This is a genomic window from Serratia sp. HMSC15F11 (assembly GCF_001808215.1).
Taxonomy (GTDB): Bacteria; Pseudomonadota; Gammaproteobacteria; order Enterobacterales; family Enterobacteriaceae; genus Serratia; species Serratia nevei.
Window position 1 is genome coordinate 8,146 of the sequence record NZ_KV792393.1, and the last position, 18,378, is coordinate 26,523.

Annotated in this window: 11 protein-coding genes; 6 read left to right on the forward strand and 5 right to left on the reverse strand. The window is 61.6% G+C overall.

Annotated elements, in window-relative coordinates:
• The 3 genes from HMPREF3138_RS02210 to fsa form a co-directional block, all read right to left on the reverse strand.
• The coding region (locus tag HMPREF3138_RS02210; RefSeq protein ID WP_050572124.1) for a two-partner secretion domain-containing protein at positions 1-8,483 on the reverse strand (8,483 nt) is incomplete at its 3' end.
• 68 nt (positions 8,484-8,551) lie between these two features.
• Positions 8,552-10,267: a ShlB/FhaC/HecB family hemolysin secretion/activation protein gene (locus HMPREF3138_RS02215; protein WP_049193213.1), complete on the reverse strand. Its 1,716-nt coding sequence runs from the start codon at positions 10,265-10,267 to the stop codon at positions 8,552-8,554.
• A 283-nt stretch (positions 10,268-10,550) separates the two neighbouring features.
• On the reverse strand, positions 10,551-11,216 hold the full coding sequence (gene fsa / locus HMPREF3138_RS02220; RefSeq protein WP_033640146.1) for a fructose-6-phosphate aldolase: 666 nt from the start codon (positions 11,214-11,216) through the stop codon (positions 10,551-10,553).
• Between the two features lie 149 nt (positions 11,217-11,365).
• Between fsa and HMPREF3138_RS02225 the strand changes: the two genes are divergently transcribed.
• The 4 genes from HMPREF3138_RS02225 (at position 11,366) to osmB (ending at position 15,998) form a co-directional block, all read left to right on the forward strand.
• On the forward strand, positions 11,366-12,265 hold the full coding sequence (locus tag HMPREF3138_RS02225) for a glycyl-radical enzyme activating protein (RefSeq protein WP_038876240.1): 900 nt from the start codon (positions 11,366-11,368) through the stop codon (positions 12,263-12,265).
• 4 nt (positions 12,266-12,269) lie between these two features.
• The gene (locus HMPREF3138_RS02230) at positions 12,270-14,702 is read left to right on the forward strand and encodes a formate C-acetyltransferase/glycerol dehydratase family glycyl radical enzyme (protein ID WP_038876238.1); all 2,433 of its coding nucleotides are present in this window, start codon (positions 12,270-12,272) and stop codon (positions 14,700-14,702) included.
• A 50-nt stretch (positions 14,703-14,752) separates the two neighbouring features.
• Positions 14,753-15,499 carry a DeoR/GlpR family DNA-binding transcription regulator gene (locus tag HMPREF3138_RS02235; protein WP_038876236.1) on the forward strand — a complete coding sequence of 249 codons (747 nt, stop codon included), beginning with the start codon at positions 14,753-14,755 and terminating at the stop codon, positions 15,497-15,499.
• 280 nt (positions 15,500-15,779) lie between these two features.
• Positions 15,780-15,998: an osmotically-inducible lipoprotein OsmB gene (gene osmB / locus HMPREF3138_RS02240; protein WP_004930634.1), complete on the forward strand. Its 219-nt coding sequence runs from the start codon at positions 15,780-15,782 to the stop codon at positions 15,996-15,998.
• Positions 15,999-16,188: 190 nt separating this feature from the next.
• Here osmB and yciH read toward each other — a convergent pair whose 3' ends face one another.
• Complete coding sequence (gene yciH / locus HMPREF3138_RS02245) at positions 16,189-16,515, reverse strand: stress response translation initiation inhibitor YciH (RefSeq protein ID WP_038876234.1); 327 nt, start codon at positions 16,513-16,515, stop codon at positions 16,189-16,191.
• 10 nt (positions 16,516-16,525) lie between these two features.
• Positions 16,526-17,254: an orotidine-5'-phosphate decarboxylase gene (gene pyrF / locus HMPREF3138_RS02250; RefSeq protein ID WP_028127463.1), complete on the reverse strand. Its 729-nt coding sequence runs from the start codon at positions 17,252-17,254 to the stop codon at positions 16,526-16,528.
• Positions 17,255-17,583: 329 nt separating this feature from the next.
• Here pyrF and HMPREF3138_RS02255 point away from each other — a divergent pair, with 329 nt between their 5' ends.
• Together HMPREF3138_RS02255 and HMPREF3138_RS02260 are read left to right on the forward strand one after the other, a co-directional pair.
• Positions 17,584-17,844: a multiple stress resistance protein BhsA gene (locus HMPREF3138_RS02255; protein WP_038876230.1), complete on the forward strand. Its 261-nt coding sequence runs from the start codon at positions 17,584-17,586 to the stop codon at positions 17,842-17,844.
• Positions 17,845-18,016: 172 nt separating this feature from the next.
• Positions 18,017-18,316, forward strand: coding sequence for an Arc family DNA-binding protein (locus HMPREF3138_RS02260; RefSeq protein ID WP_038876228.1), 300 nt, complete (start codon positions 18,017-18,019; stop codon positions 18,314-18,316).
• Positions 18,317-18,378: the final 62 nt, after the last annotated feature.

The following is an 18,378-nucleotide window of genomic DNA, read 5'->3' on the forward strand; positions in this document are numbered from 1 at the left end:
TCGCTCTTCGACGACTGGCTGCCGTAGGAAGCACTGATGCCGACGGTGTTGGTGGCGCCTTTCCCCGCATCTGTGTTGAGTTTGTCGAGTTCAGCAGCCTGTGCAGCCTGCACGCCGGACAGCGCCGCCTTGGTATTTTGCAGCGCGTTCAGGCGCCCATCGCCTTCTTTTCGCGCCTGCTGCGCCGAGCTGACGGCGGTATTGAGCGCGCCGCCTACGGTGCCCGACAACGCCACGCTCAGGCCGCTCTGCTTCTGCTCGTAGGTTTCTTTGCGCGTGCGTTGATCGTAGCCGGGGTCGATAGTCACGCTGTCGCCGGTCAACGTCAGGTCCTTGCCCGCCACCAGGTCGGCGCCGCCAATGTGCAGCTGGTTGCCCGCCGTGATGTTGACGCTGCCCTGGCTGCTGCCGACGGTGCTGACGCTCTGGCTCTGGGTCCGGCCTTTCTCGTCGATTTCGTGTTTACTCGACTGTTTGCCAATCGTAAACCCAATGCCACCGCTGCCCAGCAGGCCGCTCTTTTTCTTCTCTTCCAGTCGGTAATGCGTGTCGGTCTCGGTGGCCGCACCGATGTCAACGTTACGGCCGGCCTGCAGGTTCACGTCCCGGTCGGCGGCAATGGCCGAGCCGGTAACCGTCAGGTCGTTACCGGCGTTAACGCTGACGCTGTTGCCGCTCAGCAGGCTGCCTTTCTCGCGCGTGGTCGCATCGTTGGCGATACTGTGGCTGCTGCTTTTTTTCAGGAAGCCCTTTTTCTGTGACCGCTCTTCACTGAAGGTCGACTCGCGTTCGGTGGCGGTATTGAGGGTGACATCCTGCTTCGCCTGCAGGGCAACGGCACCCTGTTCGCTGTGCAGGGCGCTGGCCGTGGCGGTGATGCTGCCGTCCTGCGCCACCACAGTAACGCCGTCACGCCCGCTGAGGGTGCTGCCCACCACATTTTCCCGCAGGACTTCTTCGGCGCGCTCCCCCTTGGTTTTCCGGCCGCGGCTCTCTTCGCTGGAGACGCGATGTTCGCTGTCGGTAGTGTGGTTAAGGGTGACATCCTTTTTCGCCTGCAGGGCGATGGCACCCTGTTCGCTGTGCAGGGTACTGCCGGTGACCGTAACGTCACCTTCACGCCCGACCACTGTCACGCCGTCGCGCGCGCTGAAGGTGCTGCCGGTGCTGATTTCGCGCTCGGTTTGCTCGATGCGATGGCTTTTGGTTTTGCCCTCGCGTTTGTTTTCGCTGTCCTGGTCTTGCGTGCGGGTACGCGCGTCTTTAATGGTCACGTCCTGCGCGCTGACGCCAATACGCCCCTCTTTGCTGTCAATCTGCACACCTTCGGCCAACAGGCGGTTGCCCGCCACCAGGGTGACGCCCTGGTCGCCGCCGAGCGTGCTTAATGTCAGCCGCTCTTCCTGGCGGTCGTTGCTGACGGATGACGTACGGCTGTTGGCGTTCAGGTGTGTGGTGTTGGTGGTGCTTTCGGCCCCGATGTTGATATCGCCGCCGGCCTGCACGCGGGTGCTGCCGGCGGCGCTGGCCTGGCTGCCCGTGAACGTGACGTCTCGCCAGGCATTGAGCGTGAGGTTGCCGCCGGCGTTAAGCTCACTCCCCAGAGCCTGCTGCCATTCGCCGCTGACGTGCGCCATCCGCTCGCCGGCCGCTTCCGTGCCGCTACCGGTGCGGTTACCCATTGAACCGGAGATAACCTCAAGGTCGGCGGTATGGCGGCTTTTCGCGGTGGTGATGGTCAGGTCATTGCGCGCGCTCAGGCTGAGCGTATCGTTAGCATCGAGTTTCGCCCCCGCGAGGGTGATATTGGTGCCGCTGAGAAAAATATCGCCGGCGCTCATCGTCGCCTGGCGCAGCGCATCCTGCAGGTTGGTGCTCATGGTCAAACTGTCTGCCTGCACGTCAATGCTGCCGGCCTTGATGTCGCCGCCCTGATGCAGGAACTGCCCGGCATCAACGGCCAGTGCCTTCTCGGCAAACAGGTTGCCGGCATTGGTGATGCTGCCCGCCGAGAGCTGCAGGTTACCGCCGCCAATCACTGCGCCATCGCCGGTCAGGCGCAGCGTGGTCTGCGCCAGGTACACCTTCGGCACCCACACCGTTTGCGGGCCGGCGGCCGTTTGCACCGTCTCGCTCACCAGCCAGACGATATCCTGTTGCAGCGCCGCAATTTGCTCTGGCGTCAAGGCCACGCCCGGCACCAGATGGAAATCCTGGGCGACTTTGCTGCCGTTGTTCATCAGTTGCTGATACTGTTCCATCGCATCCCAGCCCTTGACGGACGGTTTTCCGGTCAGCGCCAGCACCTGCTCGCGCACCAGGCGCTGCTCGTAAAAGCCATCGCCCAGGCGCTTATGAGCCTGCGCGGGGTCATACCCTACGCGCCCCAGCATATAGTCGCTGCTGATAAAGTTGTCGCGGCGGGTAAAGCGTTCATCGGTCACCACCAGGAACGGGCTACCGGTCGCCGTATGTTGACTAAACAAGCCGTTATTGGGGATGGTGGTGGCCACATTGCCCAGATGCTGTAACTGCGTCAGCGCCAGCTCAGACGGCAACAGCGGGCGCCCCAGCGGCGAGGACGGCGTGGCGCCGGGTTGCGTCATCTGTTCGCCCTGTGCCAACGTCGTATCGCCGTCAGGTCGGGCAGCCCCCTCTACCGTGAAGGCCAGCGGATTGCGTTCAAGCTCGGCGCGTTCGGCATCTACTGCCTTCAACGCCGCATCAAGTTGACTGATTTGCGCCTGATTGACCGTGGTGTTGGTGATGCGGGCGCCGTTGATGGTGACCGTGCCATTGCCGGTGATCACGCCATCAACGGTCGCCAGCGCCGTGGTTTCGTCCCGGTTGAACGTGGGGTACCAGTGATGCGTGTCCTTATCATAATGGTCAACGATAGCCGCCTGACGCCGCTCGTTAACCGAGTAACCGCGGTTGTCCACGCTGCCGCCGCCGTCCTGCGTCAGATTGCCGTTGGCGGTAATGACGCTGGCGTCATTGAGCAACCCTCCCGTGATGCGCAGCACCATATTGCCGCCCGCCAGAATGCGCGCACCGATGCCCTCGGAGACCAGCCTGTCGCGCGTCAGCGTGCCGCTTTCGGTACGCTCGCGGAAGTTGTTGTAATCGGTGATGAATGGCGCGCTGTCGATGTCGACATGCTTTTCGGGATCCCAGGTCATCACCTGCGTCCAGTCGTGTTCCCAATGGAAGCCGTTTTGGTAAGGCGTTGGGATAGTCGCCAGCTGGTTTCCCCCCCGCGTTTCGTAGAACGTCATCGCATAGCTGCCGTCGGCATTCGGCTTGAGCGCCAGGTAGTTGACCCACAGGTCGGTCAATTGGCCCTTGTTGTCCTTGACCCGCACCTGCGCGCGCTTGCCCGCCGCATCGATGGCCAGCAGGGTGCCGTAGCGATTGGTTTGCGCCGCCGCGTCATCCTGGAAGGTCAACTGCTGGGTGGTTGGCGCCATGGTGCTTTTATCGGGGTTGACCTTTGAACCGTAGGAGCGCCAGTAGTAGTTGTAGCGGTGCCATTTGTAGTCGCTTTTCTCGGCGTCACGCTCAATCACCAGCCCTTCACGCAGGTTGTTCAGGCGACGGGCCTCCACGGTAGCATCACCATCCGCTTCGATAAAGCTCGCCCGGTTCTCAATCAGGTCATCACTGTGCAACTGCAGACGGTCGGCGCTGTAGATCAATGCCCCCTCCCGGTTGGTCAGGCGCTCACCGGCCTGCACCGTCAGACTGCGGGTCGCCGCCATCACCGCAGGCGCGCCGTGGTTGTCGATGATGCGCCCGTACACGGCGATGTCGTCGCCCATCAGCGCAGCGGCATTGTCCAGGGTATCGACGTTCAGCGTCATGCTGTCAGCCTCAAGGCGCCCGGTATTTTGCAGTGCCCCTGTCGTCAGTTGCAGCGTTTTACCCACCAAGATGGCCTGATTGGTGATGCTGGCCGCAGTGAGCGCCAGATTGCCTGGCAGCAACCAGTCCGCCAGGTTGGTAAAGGCGCCGCTCAGGGAGAACGCCACCGTACCGTTACTGCTGACGGTGTCGCCGGCCTGGTGGGTGTAGTCCTGCTGCGCGGACAGCGTCACCGCCTGCAAGCCCAGCAGGGTACCGTTCTGGTTATCCAGGGTGCGCGCATGCGCCGTCAGGTGAGCCGCACTTTCCATGCGCCCGCCCTGGTTGAGCAGCGCCAGCGGCGAATCGGTCGGTGACTGGTCGGCATTGATGTCGAGATTGCCGTTGGCAAGGATGCGCCCCTGGCGGTTGTCCAACGAGGCCACCTTCGTGAGCGTCAGCTGGCCGGCGCTCTGAAGCCGTCCAGCCGTGTTGTCGATGTCGCGCGCGGCGATATCGGTACGCGTGGTGCCCAGTATCAGCCCGCCATCGCGGTTGTTCAGGCGGCCTACCAGCAGATTGATTGCTGCCTGGCTGCTCAGCGTGCCCTGGCCGCTGTTATCGAGCGTCCCGGCCTTGAGTGTCAGCCCCTGGGTTGACACCAGTTGCCCACCCTGGTTATTGACCTGCGCCCCCTCAAGGGTGAGCGCGTCGCCGCTGTGCACCTTGCCGTGCTGATTGTTAAGCTGGTCGAGTCGGTAGATGCCCGCGCCCTGGCTGATGAGCGTACCGCCGTCGTTGTCCAGCTGCTTTGATGCCACCGTGATGCCGTCGCGGCTGCTGAATACGCCGCGCGCGTTATTGATACCGGACGCCGCCACCTGCTGGTCACCATTACTGCGCACGGCGCCACCGGTATTCTCCAGCAAGCCAAGAATGCGCAGCGCCACCTGTTGCTGGCCGTCTATCGTCCCGCCGGCATTATTCAGCGCTTGTGCGTCAAGTTGAAGCGCCTCGCCACTCTGCAATTTCCCATCGCGGTTATTCAGCGCATCGCTCAGCGTAAGGCGCTGTTGTTTCTGGCTGTACAGCAACCCACCCTGTGTATTATCGAGGGCGCGGGCGGCGATACTCAGCCCCTCGCCGGCCAGCCACTGACCGCCGGCGTTATTGATGGCGCCGGCGTGTTCGCCGTCAGCGGCCCCTTGTACAGTCAGTTGCCCCTGCGCCGAGACCTTGCCGCTGCGATTATCGATATCCTGTTTGATGCGCAGCGCCAGGTTTTGCGCCGATTGCAGTACACCTTTGGTATTATTGAGCCAGTCAGCCGCCAGCTGTGCATCCTGCTGGCTCTGTACGCTGCCCTGCGTATTGTCAAAACCGCTGCTTATGGCCCGCCAGCTCCCCTGGCTGCCCATCCACCCCTGCGCGTTGGAGATGGCCTGCCCCCGGAGCGTTTGAGACAGCGCGCTGAAAATACGCCCCTGCCCATTATCCAGCCGGTCGCTGAACTGCATGTCCAGGCTGCCCAAGGCATTGATGGCGCCCTGGGCATTGAGCAGGCTGGCGGCGCGCACCTGCGTGCGGCTATTGCCGGTCAAGGTACCGTTTTGGTTGTCCCAGCCCCCCGTCAGCGTCAGAGAAAGCGCCTGGCCGCCCAGCACCACCCCTGCGGCGCGGTTGGTCAACTGGCCTCCCTGCAGAGACAGATCGCCGCCGCTTTGCAGTGAGCCGCCGTCGTTGTCAAACAGGCCGGTATCGCCGCCCCGGATATCGAGCGCCTGCTGCGCGGTCAGCTTGCCGCTTCGATTGAGGATGTTGCCTGAGGTATCAAGGCCAAGGTCACCGCCAGACTGCAGCCGGCCACCGGTATTGTCGAGGGTCTGCGCGGTGGCGGTGACCTGGCGGCCGCCCTGCGCGGTGCCGCCACGGTTATCCCAGTCGCCAGCGCTCTTCACGGTGAGGGCCTTGCCGGCTTCAAGCCAGCCGGCGGCGTTGTTCAGCCCTTGCTGCGCCGTCAGGTTCGCATCCTGCCTGGCGACCACCTTGCCCTGAGCGTTATCGAGGCGCTGCGCCGTCAGTGTGAGTGACTCGCCGCTGATTTCCCCCTCACGGTTGCCAAGCACCCCCGCCGCAGTGAGAGTGAGCCGTTGCCCGCCCAGCAGCTTGCCGGCTTCGTTGCGTACGTCCCGCGCCGCCACGCGGGTTTGCCCATTCCCCTGCACCGTGCCACCACGATTGTTCAATTCGCCCTGGCTGCTCACCGCCAGTGCCTCACCGGCGCCCAGCAGCCCCTGAGTGTTGTTCAGGCCCTGGCGGGCATGCAGGTCAAGCCGTTGTTGGCCAATCACCTTGCCCTGCGTGTTGTCGAGACGGTCAGTATTCACCGTCAGCACCTCGGCGCTGATTTCACCGCTGCGGTTGGTAACGTTGCCCGAGGTCTTCAGGGTTGACGTCTGGCCGGACAGCAACTTGCCACCGTCGTTGTTAAGGTTACCCGCCGTTGCCGTGACGGCCGTTTCGCCTTGTGCGATGCCGCCGCGGTTATTCCAGTCGCCGGTATGGATATCCAGCGCCTTACCGGCGCCCATCAGGCCGCGTTGGTTATCCAGGCGGCTGGCCGTCAGGTCGAGATTACCCTGACCGATGATCTGCCCCTGCGCGTTATCCAGCCCTTGTACCGCCAGACGTACGTCATCGCCGTTCAGGGTGCCGGACTGGTTGTTCAGATCGCCGCCCGCTTCGATCGACAGCCCCTGGCCTGCCAGCAGGTTGCCCCCGGCATTATTCACCGCGCCATCAGCATGGAGCTCGAGGCCCGCCTGGGTTTTTACCGTGCCGCTCTGATTATCGAGGCGGCCGGCATCGAGGCGAAGAGCCCCGTTGCCACCCATCGTGCCACCGCCATTGTCGATCAGGTCACCCACTCGCCAGTGCTGCGCCGTATCACCCAACGCCACCAGGCGGCCACGCTGATTGACCAGTTGGCCGGCAGAAAGCAGAAGGCTCTGCGTCTCGATGGTGCCATCACTGTTATCCAGCTCGCCCGCCAACGTGAAGCGATTCTCACCGTCACCAGCCTGTGACCAAGTGGCCTGTTGGTTGAAAAGACTGTCGGCATCGACCGCCCAGCGCCCGGCCTTGACCCTGGCCTGCTGCGCATCCACATTCCCTTCCGTACGCACGACAAGCTCACCGCTGTCTACGGTGGACTGGCGCAATGCCACGCCACCATCCCGTGCCGTCAGCGCGGTACGGCCTGCTCCGACCTGCGCGCCGCTGATATCCACCCGGTGCCCGGTCGCATTGACGTTCTTTTTAGCGAGCAGACTGCCACTGGCGCGAATATCGCCCTGGCTATCAAGCTGCAGGTTGGCATCATGGACCAGGGTGCTTTCGGCATCACTCCCTGCCAGCAGGTGGCCGCTGCTCTGGATGCCGCGCGCGGCGTTCAGCTGCACATTCCCGGCCGCCGCCAGCGTCCCGGACTGCGTCAACATCCCCTCGCGGCCCTGTACCGCCAGTTGGCCACCGCTGTATACTTTCCCGCGCGTCTCTATGTCGCCTTTTGCTGCCAGCTGGATATCGCCGCCGGCCCGCGTGGCGGCATCCGGCGCCTCAGCCTGCCAGAGAAGCTTGCCTTCGCTGCTGACGGTGAGCGTTTTGCCTGCCTGTACCTGCCCGTTGCGGTTGCGTACACCAACGCCGGCTTCGGTGCCGATCATGCGGATACTGCCGCTGTACATACCGCCCATCTGGCCCATATCGATGGCAAGCTCAGGCCTGGCGCTGCCGTCGCCGGCAAGCGACGCTGCAGTTTTGCCATCCGCACTCACGCGGTTACGGCCGGCCACCACCGTCAGCCCTTCTTTAGCCCAGACGCCGGCGTTGACCTCCACCGCCCGCGCCAGAATGTCAACGTACTCGGTATCATGGCGGGCATCCCCGTTGAGCCCGCCCCCCTCGATGCGCACCACCCCGCGCTCGACCTGATAACCCGCCACGCTGCCGTCGGGGTTCATATGCGGTTTGCCGGTGGTCAGCGTCATTCGCCCGGCGTTGATGGTGCCGCAGCCGTTGCAGACGATGCCGGCAGGGTTGGCCACAATCACCTGCGCCTTGCCGCCGGCCACCTCCATAAAACCGCGCAACTGGCTGGGGTTATTGCTGTTGACTTCGTTGAGGATGACGCGGGCCGGCGCCGCGTTGGGATTGAGGTTAGGGTTGCCCTGGATCATCCCGGCCATCTGGGTCGAGGTCATCACCGCCGAGTTGTTGAGGATGGCGCCTTTGGCGTCTACGTCGAACTGTTGATACTGGTTATGCGAGATCCCCGCCTGGTTGGGGGCGGTGATGTTGACCTGCGGCAAGCCGTTCTGGGTATTGATCACCTCCGGCCGCAGGGCAGGATTGGCGGCGCCGTCCGCCACAATGCCGTCGGCCATCGCCGGCCCGGCGAACAGGGCCAGCCCCAGCAACCACACCGCTCGCCGCACGGTGACCCACAGACGGCCCCCGCCCGTTATTCCTGAGCCGACGCGCTGCCCCGGTTCGCTGCTGCAGCTGCGAGCCAGTTCGGAAACCACCCGCAACTCCCCGTGGGTGCGGCTGAAGATAAGGCGATAGCAATGTTTGTTCATGGGTCACGTCCGTGAGAAAAGTCAGTCCGTTCAGATCGATATCAGCAATGCTGCCGGTATCGCGATGTTCAGATTTCCAGATTTACGCTAAAACCCGCGGTCGCACCGGAGGTGTGAAAGCCTGCGGGCTTGTAGAGCGGCACGCCGGCAAACAGGTCATAGCTGAGCCGCCCCCACAGCGCGCCGCGCACGCCGAGTGCGCTGCCCGCCAACTGATGGCCGACCGCGTGGCGGGTGCCTGGGCCGCCCACCCGGCCGTAGTCGGCGGCCAGATACAGTTCGTGCCCGCGAGAAAACGCGTTCCAGGCGATTTCATTGCGCCACAACAGGGCTTTTTCGCCCGACAGCATCTGTTCGCCGTCAAAGCCGCGCACCGTGTAACGCCCGCCAATGGCCATCCGCTCCTGCGGCGTCAGCGCATTCGAGCTCCACTGGCCCCGCACGCTGGTATACACCCGCCAGGGCTGCTCGCCCCAGGTGAAAGGCCGGTTGATAGCCAGGTCGCCGAGCAACATGCCGGTACGGGCGCTGCCTTCATGACGCGATTCTTCCGGTGCAGGCAAGGCATTAAATGCTCCAGTACCGCGGCGCCAGCTGATATTCGCATCCAACGTGGTGGTACCGAGATAGCTGCGCTGGTTAAGCCCCAGCTCCCAACCGGCGGTCCGACGTTTTTGCGACACAATATCAACGTCGTCCACGGCGTTAGTTGAGTGCCTGCGGTAGCCGCGCAGGTTGAGAGTGGTCTTGTGCGATTGGTCGCGGTACAACAATCGAGAAACGGTCAACTGAATATTGTCGCTCTTGCCGCTGTAGCGCAGCACCTCGTTGGCGTTGGGGATGTTCTGATGATAGGTGTAGTCGTTGTAGTTGGCCGAGAAGGCCCAATATCCCACCGGGAAGAAATAGTTCAGCGTATGTGAACGGTTGCCGAGCGGCCCGTGCTGGAACATATCTTTGCCGATGTTGGCGTAAAACAGGTCATTCTGCGCAAACGGGGCATCGATAGCCAGGGTGGCCGAACCGAGATAACGCCCGGTACTTTTGGAGCCGCTGTCGTCCATTCCCAGGCTGAGCCGCACCGGGCGCCCTTCGTGCCAGTTGACCTGCAGGTCACTGGTGCCGTCCTCGGCGCCGGGGACGATTTTAATGTCGGCATTGGCGCTGGGCACCCGCCTGAAGTTTTCCAGCCCCTGTTCGATATCGCGCAGGTTGAGAATGTTGCCGCGTGAGGCCGGAATAGCGTTCCACAACCGCCCACGCCAGGAGACCGGCTCCTCAAAGCGGATCTCGCCAATACGCCCCGGTTGCAACGTCAGCGCCAACACGCCCGTAGTCAGGTTCTGCTCCTGCGCCATCACGCGTGTAGTGACATAGCCCTTGGCCAGTATGACGTTTTGCACCTTATTGATGATGAGCGCAATGCCCTGACTGCCCAGGCAGCGGCCCTTGGCATCCGCAGCGGCGTCCAGCGCCCATTGAAAACGGTCGGCAGATTCCCCAATCAACGTTAGGCGGTTGATGACGAAACAAGGGTGTTCATCTGTGGGGTAGTCGGGCAGCACAACGTCGGGACGGGAGAAGCGCGCATCAGCCTGCGGGGCATTCTGGTTTTGCAGGGCGCGCTCTCTCTCCTGCTGGCGCTGCTGTTCGCGAGCATCGATGGATGCCACCCCTTCATGGTCGGACGCCGAGGCGGAAAACAGGGGGACGGCGCCGATCAATAATCCCGACAGTCCACAGCGGATAAAATAAAGCAAAGTGCGAGCATTCTCTGAGCGCATCCCTGGCTCCTCATCGTTATTTTTATGCTGATTTATTAACCTGCAAACCATGCAATACGTAAATGAATGTAAACTAAATTCTTAGCGGACGGATTATGGGCTATGGAAATCAAAAATCAACTGCTTTGTGTGGGTATCAAGAAGTGACGCACAGCCCGCGGTTGAAACGAGAAACGGCGCGAGCTGACAAGGGAGAAAACGGCAGCAGGATGACGCGTTGGTGCGCCATCCCTTAAAATTAATTGTCGATCGGGAGGAGGATCGTAAACGAGGCAGGCAGTTATCAACTCAGCAAATTGCTGCCGAAGGCCCCCTGCCAATCCTGCTCGAACTTCTCGACCGCGGCCTGCACCGCCGGCGCATTCAGGAACTGCTCCGCGACATCCACCGGCAGCGTGATGGCCTGGCAGCCAGCCAGCAGGCATTCCAGCGCCTGGCGCGGCGTTTTGAAGCTGGCGGCCAGCACCTGCGCCGACGGCGCGTGCAGGCTCAGCAGCTGCTGCAGCTCATGCACCATTTCGATACCGTCGCCGCCCTGCGCGTCTACCCGATTGACGTAAGGCGCCACATATTCCGCCCCGGCCAAGGCCGCCAGCAGCCCCTGCCCGGCGCCGTATACCGCCGTACCCAGCGTCGGGATGGACATCGTTTTAAGCTTCTTGATCGCTGCCAGCCCCTCGGCGGTTGCCGGGATCTTCACCACCAGCCCCGGTACGCGCTGGCTGAGCAGCGCCGCCTCCGCCACCATGCGCTCGGCATCGGCCGCCATCACCTGCGCGAACAGCTTGCCGGTGCCGCCGAGGGCGTCGCGCAGCGCAGGCAGCACTTCCCAGATCGGCTTGCCTTCCTTCGCCACGATGCTCGGGTTGGTGGTGACGCCGTGCAGCGGCAGAATGCGCGCCAGGCGTTTTACCGCAGTCACATCGGCGGTATCGAGATAAAGCTCCATCACGGACTCCTGTGTCATGTTCTGTGGGCGGATTCAAACTCTGATCATCATAGGGCAAAAACCCCGTCAACCTTTGACCAAAATCAATTCAACTTTCATTCGAAACATCTTTAATGGCGAAAGATTCAGCAACGCCAAACGGGTGACTCATGTTCTTCAATCTGCAGCGCTACTCGACCCATGATGGCCCCGGCATCCGCAGCGTGGTCTTTTTAAAAGGGTGCCCGCTGAGCTGCCGCTGGTGTCAGAACCCGGAAAGCCGCTCGCGCCGCGCGGATCTGCTGTTTGACGAGCGCCTGTGTCTGAGCGGCTGTACGCTGTGCACCGAGCGCTGCCCGCAAGGCCTGCGGCGTAACGAGGAAGCATTGACGCTGCAGCGCGACGTTATCAGCGCAGACGACTATGCGGCGCTGGCCGCCGCCTGCCCGACCGGCGCGCTCAGCCTGTGCGGCAGCGCGGTCAACCCTGACGATATCATGGCCGAGGTGATGCGGGATAAGCCTTTCTACCTGCGCAGCGGCGGCGGTTTAACGCTGTCCGGCGGCGAGCCCTTTATGCAGCCGGAAGCCGCGGCGGAGCTGCTGCGGCGCGGCCGGGAAGCCGGCATCCACACCGCCGTCGAATCCTGTCTGCACGTTCCCTGGCGTTACATCGCCCCTTCGTTGCCCTGGCTGGATCTGCTGTTGGCCGATCTCAAACACACCGATGAAGCGCGTTTCAAAGCCTGGACCGGCGGCTCCGCCCGTCGGGTGATGAACAATTTCCGCCGGCTGGCGGCGCACGGCGTGCCAATGACCGTGCGCGTGCCGCTGATCCCCGATTTCAACGCCGATCGCCACTCTGTTCGCGCGATTGTCGACTTCGCCGCCGACGAGATCGGCGTATCGGAGATCCATTTTCTGCCGTACCACACGCTGGGCATCAACAAGTATCACCTGCTCGGCGAGCCCTACCGCGCCGCCCGTACGCCGCTGGACGCGCCCGATCTGCTGGCCTTCGCCGAAGCGTACGCCGGCGCCAAAGGCCTGACCGCCATTTTGCGAGGATAACACCATGACCACGTTGGATTTGACTACCCTGAGCGCCCGTATCCAGGCGCATAAGAATACGCTGATTCACATCGTCAAACCGCCGGTGTGCACCGAACGCGCGCAGCACTATACCGAGGCCTATCAGCAGCATCAGGACAAGCCGCTGCCTGTTCGCCGCGCCCTGGCGTTGGCCAACCATCTGGCGAAACGCAGCATCTGGATCGCCAACGACGAGCTGATCGTCGGCAACCAGGCCAGCGAGCTGCGCGCCGCGCCGATCTTTCCCGAATACACCGTCGGCTGGATAGAAAACGAAATAGACCAGTTGGCCGACCGGCCGGGCGCCGGCTTCTCGGTCAGCGAAGAGAACAAGGCGATTTTGCACCGTCTTTGCCCCTGGTGGCGCGGCCAAACGGTACAAGATCGCTGCTACGGCATGTTTACCGACGAGCAGAAGGCGCTGCTGGCCACCGGCATCATCAAGGCCGAGGGCAATATGACCTCCGGCGACGCCCATCTGGCGGTCAACTTCCCGCTGCTGCTGGAGCTGGGCCTAGACGGCCTGCGTGAAAAGGTGAACGTGCGCCGCAGCCGCCTGCACCTGACCGAGTGGGAAGATCTGCACAAGGCGCAGTTTCTCAACGCTATCGATATTGTGCTGACGGCGCTGAGCGGGCACATCCTGCGCTTCGCCCGCCTGGCGCACGAGATGGCGCAAAACGAAGCCCGCGATTGGCGGCGCGCCGAGCTGCTGACCCTCGCGGACAACTGCGACCGGATCGCCCATCGCCCGCCGCAGACCTTCTGGCAGGCGCTGCAGCTGTGCTATTTCATCCAGCTGACGTTGCAGATCGAATCCAACGGCCATTCGGTTTCTTTTGGCCGCCTCGATCAGTATCTCTATCCCTGGTATCGGCGCGACGTGGAGCTGGAGCAAAACCTGACGCGGGAAAACGCCATCGAGCTGCTGCACAGCTGCTGGCTGAAGCTGCTGGAGGTTAACAAGATCCGCTCCGGCTCGCACTCCAAGGCCTCCGCCGGCAGCCCGCTGTACCAGAACGTCACCATCGGCGGGCAAAAACTGGTCGATGGCCGGCCGTGCGACGCGGTCAACCCGCTGTCCTACGCCATACTCGAATCCTGCGGCCGCCTGCGCTCCACCCAGCCCAACCTCAGCGTGCGTTACCACGCCGGGATGAGCGCCGATTTCCTCGACGCCTGCGTGCAGGTGATCCGCTGCGGCTTCGGCATGCCGGCGTTCAACAACGACGAAATCGTCATTCCCGAGTTCATCAAGCTGGGGGTCGAACCGCAGGACGCTTACGACTACGCCGCCATCGGCTGTATCGAGACCGCCGTCGGCGGCAAATGGGGCTATCGCTGCACCGGCATGAGCTTCATCAACTTCGCCCGCGTGCTGCTGGCGGCGCTGGAACAGGGCCGCGACGCCACCTCCGGGCAGATTTTCCTGCCGCAGGAACAGGCGCTGTCCAAAGGAAACTTCGCCGATTTCGAGCAGGTGATGGCGGCGTGGGATCGGCAAATCCGTTACTACACGCGCAAGTCAATTGAGATCGAATGCGTGGTGGACAGCGTGCTGGAGGAGAACGCCCACGATATCCTCTGCTCCGCGCTGGTGGATGACTGCATTGAACGCGGCAAAAGCATCAAGCAAGGCGGCGCCAAATACGATTGGGTTTCCGGCCTGCAGGTCGGCATCGCCAACCTGGGCAACAGCCTCGCGGCGGTGCGAAAACTGGTGTTCGACCAGGGGGCGATCGGCCAGCAGCAGCTGGCGACGGCGCTGGCCGAAGACTTCGCCGGGCTGGATGGCGAGCAGCTGCGTCAGCGGCTGCTTAACGCTGCGCCCAAATACGGCAACGATGTGGACGAGGTCGATCGGCTGCTGGTGCGCGCCTACCAAACCTACATCGAAGAACTGAAGCAGTATCGCAACACCCGCTTCGGCCGCGGGCCGATCGGCGGCGGCTATTACGCCGGCACCTCGTCGATTTCGGCCAACGTGCCCTTCGGCGCCGCCACCCTCGCCACACCGGATGGACGCAAGGCTGGCGCCCCGCTGGCGGAGGGCGCCAGCCCGGCGTCCGGCACCGACCACCTGGGGCCGACGGCGGTGTTCAATTCGCTCGCCAAGTTGCCGACCGAGGCGATCCTCGGCGGCGTGCTGCTCAACCAAAAGCTGAACCCGGCGACGCTGGACAACCCGCGCGATCGGGAGAAGCTGATGCTGATGTTGCGCACCTTCTTCGAGAGCTATCGCGGCTGGCATGTGCAGTACAACATCGTGTCGCGCGAAACGCTGCTGGCGGCGAAGCAACACCCTGACCAATATCGTGATTTAGTGGTTCGCGTAGCTGGCTATTCCGCCTTCTTTACCGCATTATCCCCTGAGGCGCAGGATGATATTATTGCGCGCACAGAACATACTCTTTAAACCTTTGACTCTTAGCGGCCGCACCTTGGCGGCCGCATCATCAGGCCGATATGAATTTACGACAACAGACCATATTGCAGTTGGTTAACGATCGCCGGCGGATCAGCGTCAATGAGCTGGCGCGCGCCTCGGGCGTCTCGGAAGTCACCATCCGGCAAGATCTCAACCTGCTGGAAAAGCGCAGCTATCTGAAGCGGGTACATGGCTCCGCCGTGGCGCTGGAGAGCGACGACGTCGACGCCCGCATGATGTCCAACTTCACGCTCAAGCAGCGGCTGGCGCAGTACGCCGCCGCTCAGGTCAACGACGGCGAGACGATCTTTATCGAGAGCGGCAGCGCCAACGCCCTGCTGGCGCGCTACATCGCCGAACGCAAGCGCATTACGTTGATCACCGTCAGCCACTACATCGCCAACCTGCTCAAAGAAACCGACTGCGATGTGATTGTGCTGGGCGGCATGTATCAGAAGAAAAGCGAGACCGTGGTCGGCCCGCTCACGCGGCTGTGCATTCAGCAGGTGCATTTCAACAAAGCGTTTATCGGCATTGACGGCTTTCAGGCCGAAACCGGCTTTACCGGCCGCGACATGATGCGTGCCGACGTGGTCAGCGCGGTGCTGGCCAAGGGCGTGGAGAATATCGTGCTGACGGATTCCAGCAAATTCGGCCAGATCCAGCCCAACCCGCTGGCGCAGCCGGGCCAGATCAGCCGGGTGATCACCGATTCGCGTTTGGCGCTCGAGTATCAGCATCAGCTGAAACGCCAGGGCATACAGGTGGAGTTGGTCAACGACTAACGCGGGCCGCCACCGCACCAAGCGCGCCGCGCGGGCCATACCGCGCGCCTTTCCCCCTGCGCAGCGGGATTTTAAGACTATTTACCTGTTTATCCTTCCCGAGAAACCTATACTCAGTTTCGGCAACTTTTGGGCCTTAACTTGCTAATTATTCGGCTTTTAACAAAAAATGCCATTTTTTATATCGATACTGTATGGGAACCAACGGCAGGCCTGATTTATGGTTAACGCCTATACTTATAGGGCACTTCCATATAGCCAATGCTAAGGAGAAGTCATTATGATGATTATCAATAAACGTTTCGCCACCGCCGCTCTGGCACTGACTCTGGCGTTTTCACTCAGCGCCTGTTCCAACATGTCCAAACGCGATCGCAACACCGCAATCGGTGCCGGTGCCGGTGCAGTCGGCGGTGCAGTGCTGACCAACGGCAGCGCGTTGGGCACGCTGGGGGGGGCCGCGGTGGGGGGCATTATCGGTCACCAGGTTGGCAAATAACCTGACCGAGCGTCCTCGGCCGACAGGCTGGCAAAAGCGCCTCGGCGCTTTGACGTATTAACCAGAATAACGATGATTTCAGGTCTGTTTTACTTTAAGTCTATGGTTCTTTTGCCGTTAACGGGCTAACCCCCGGCAGCAACAACCTCAAGCCATGCCACGGCATTGCACCGCGGCATGGCGATTCAGCTCAACCGCCCGCCAGTTTGACCTTCATGCCTTTGGCTTCCAGCAGCTGCTTGAGCAGATCGCGTTTATCGCCCTGTATTTCGATGATCCCGTCTTTCACCGAGCCGCCGCAGCCACATTTCTTCTTCAGCTCGGCCGCCAGTTTGTCGAGCGCAGCGTCATCCAGATCGATACCTGCGATCAGGCACACGCCCTTCCCCTTGCGGCCGCTGGTTTGACGCTGGATGCGCACGATGCCGTCACCCTTGGCGCGTTGCGGTTTAACCTCTTCCTGCTTGATACGGCCGGTGTCCGTGGAATACACCAGGCGGCTGTTATCGTCATTCATTGGCGGTTCCTCAGGCCAAAGAGGCGCGGATCGCGCGCAGCGTCGCGGCCGGATCGGCAGATTGGGTGATCGGACGCCCAATCACCATGTAGTCCACGCCGGCGGCCTGTGCCTGCACCGGCGTCATGATACGGCGCTGATCGCCCGCCGCGCTGCCCTCAGGGCGGATCCCCGGCGTAACCAGCTGGAATGCCTGCCCGCAGGCCGCCTTCAGCCGCTGCGCTTCGTGTGCCGAACACACCACGCCGTCCAGCCCGCAGTCGCGGGTCAGGCGCGCCAGGCGCTCGGCGTGTTCCGCCGGGCTGGCCTCGATGCCGATGCCGCGCAGATCTTCCGCTTCCATGCTGGTGAGCACCGTCACGGCAATCAGCAGCGGCGCATCCGCCCCGAATGACGCCAGCGCTTCTTTAGCGGCGGTCATCATGCGCGCGCCGCCGCTGGCGTGGACGTTGACCATCCAAACGCCCAGCTCGGCCGCCGCCGCGACCGCATGCGCGGTGGTATTGGGAATATCGTGGAATTTCAGGTCGAGAAACACGTCGAAGCCACGCCCATGCAGATCGCGCACCAGCTGCGGCCCAAACAGCGTGAACATTTCTTTGCCCACTTTCAGCCGGCAGTCTTGCGGATCGATACGGTCGGCGAACGCCAGCGCAGCGTTCTTATCGGCGTAATCCAACGCCACAACGATTGGAGATGATTTTAAGTCATTGTTATTAGTGTTATTTTCAGACTTCATTTCTTCTACCTTCTCTAAAATAGACATAATCAGGGACTCACCCGCGAAACTGACCGCCGCATTCTACATGTCGGGGGCCAGAAATCCCAGCCGCAGCACGCACCGGCGCTCTGTCATGTTACCTCTCACCTTTGTCATGGCGCGTCAACGAAAGCGCATCAGCGATAAACCACGCAGCGTAAAACGCCGTAAAGATGCGTAAATTGTTAATCAGATATTTTGAATGATTTACTCAGCATTATCAGATTTTCAATCTGTGCAGATGCTTTATTATTCAGCCCATCGGAAGCGAATGGCTTCCTTCCTAAATAAACAGACTGGAGTCACCCATGAAAACCATCAAATATTTTGCAGCCGCTGCCGCTATCGCACTGACCTCTTTCGCCACTTTGGCCGCTGAGCCGATCAACAGCCAGCAGGCCGATAGCCTGACCGCGACCGGCGTCATTTCCGCCGGCCACGCAACGACCCTCAGCAGCCTGGAGAAAAAGCTGGCCGCTAAAGCCGACGCTCAGGGCGCCAGCAGCTACCGCATTATCTCCGCCGGCGGTAACAACATGTTGAGCGGCACCGCGATCATCTACAAATAAGGTTTCCGGTACAGGGCCCGAGATTTCGGGCCCTGCCTCTGTTTCCCGCTTGAAAACCCCGCATTTGCCCCGCTCTTTATTGTTACAAAAATATTAAATTTTTATTACACACTAGACACCCGATCGCCAGTGGCTTAGCTTGAAGGCATCTTCCTGCAGAAAGGCTTTCAAAATGAGCGAGATATCGACACTTACCATTAAAATTCCTCTGGAACTCAAGGAAAAAATCCGCGCTGCCGCCGCTGAAAACGAATTTTCGTTGAGCGTGGAAGTGTGCCAGCGCCTGGAAAGCAGCTTCAGTGCGCCCGCCGCCAAGGCAGAAAAACCGGCCAAAAAGGCGGATGAGCTGCACCACGGCGAAATCGACAATCAAAGCACCGAAGAAGAGATTGAACAGCCGCTGAGCCAGAAAGAGCTGAAGAAACTCCGCCAGCTGTTGAAAACCGGCGCCAAGGGCGGCAAAAAAAAGTAAACGACGAGCAGACAAACTGACTAGTCCTGATATAGGTTGACACTTTTCAGCCGGATAACGCC

Coding starts and splice junctions, on each gene's coding strand:
- HMPREF3138_RS02225 (WP_038876240.1), top strand. CDS start 11,366: ATGTTCTTCAATCTGCAGCGCTACTCGACCCATGATGGCCCCGGCATC.
- fsa (WP_033640146.1), bottom strand. CDS start 11,216: ATGGAGCTTTATCTCGATACCGCCGATGTGACTGCGGTAAAACGCCTG.
- HMPREF3138_RS02235 (WP_038876236.1), top strand. CDS start 14,753: ATGAATTTACGACAACAGACCATATTGCAGTTGGTTAACGATCGCCGG.
- osmB (WP_004930634.1), top strand. CDS start 15,780: ATGATGATTATCAATAAACGTTTCGCCACCGCCGCTCTGGCACTGACT.
- yciH (WP_038876234.1), bottom strand. CDS start 16,515: ATGAATGACGATAACAGCCGCCTGGTGTATTCCACGGACACCGGCCGT.
- HMPREF3138_RS02230 (WP_038876238.1), top strand. CDS start 12,270: ATGACCACGTTGGATTTGACTACCCTGAGCGCCCGTATCCAGGCGCAT.
- HMPREF3138_RS02215 (WP_049193213.1), bottom strand. CDS start 10,267: ATGCGCTCAGAGAATGCTCGCACTTTGCTTTATTTTATCCGCTGTGGA.
- HMPREF3138_RS02255 (WP_038876230.1), top strand. CDS start 17,584: ATGAAAACCATCAAATATTTTGCAGCCGCTGCCGCTATCGCACTGACC.
- pyrF (WP_028127463.1), bottom strand. CDS start 17,254: ATGAAGTCTGAAAATAACACTAATAACAATGACTTAAAATCATCTCCA.
- HMPREF3138_RS02260 (WP_038876228.1), top strand. CDS start 18,017: ATGAGCGAGATATCGACACTTACCATTAAAATTCCTCTGGAACTCAAG.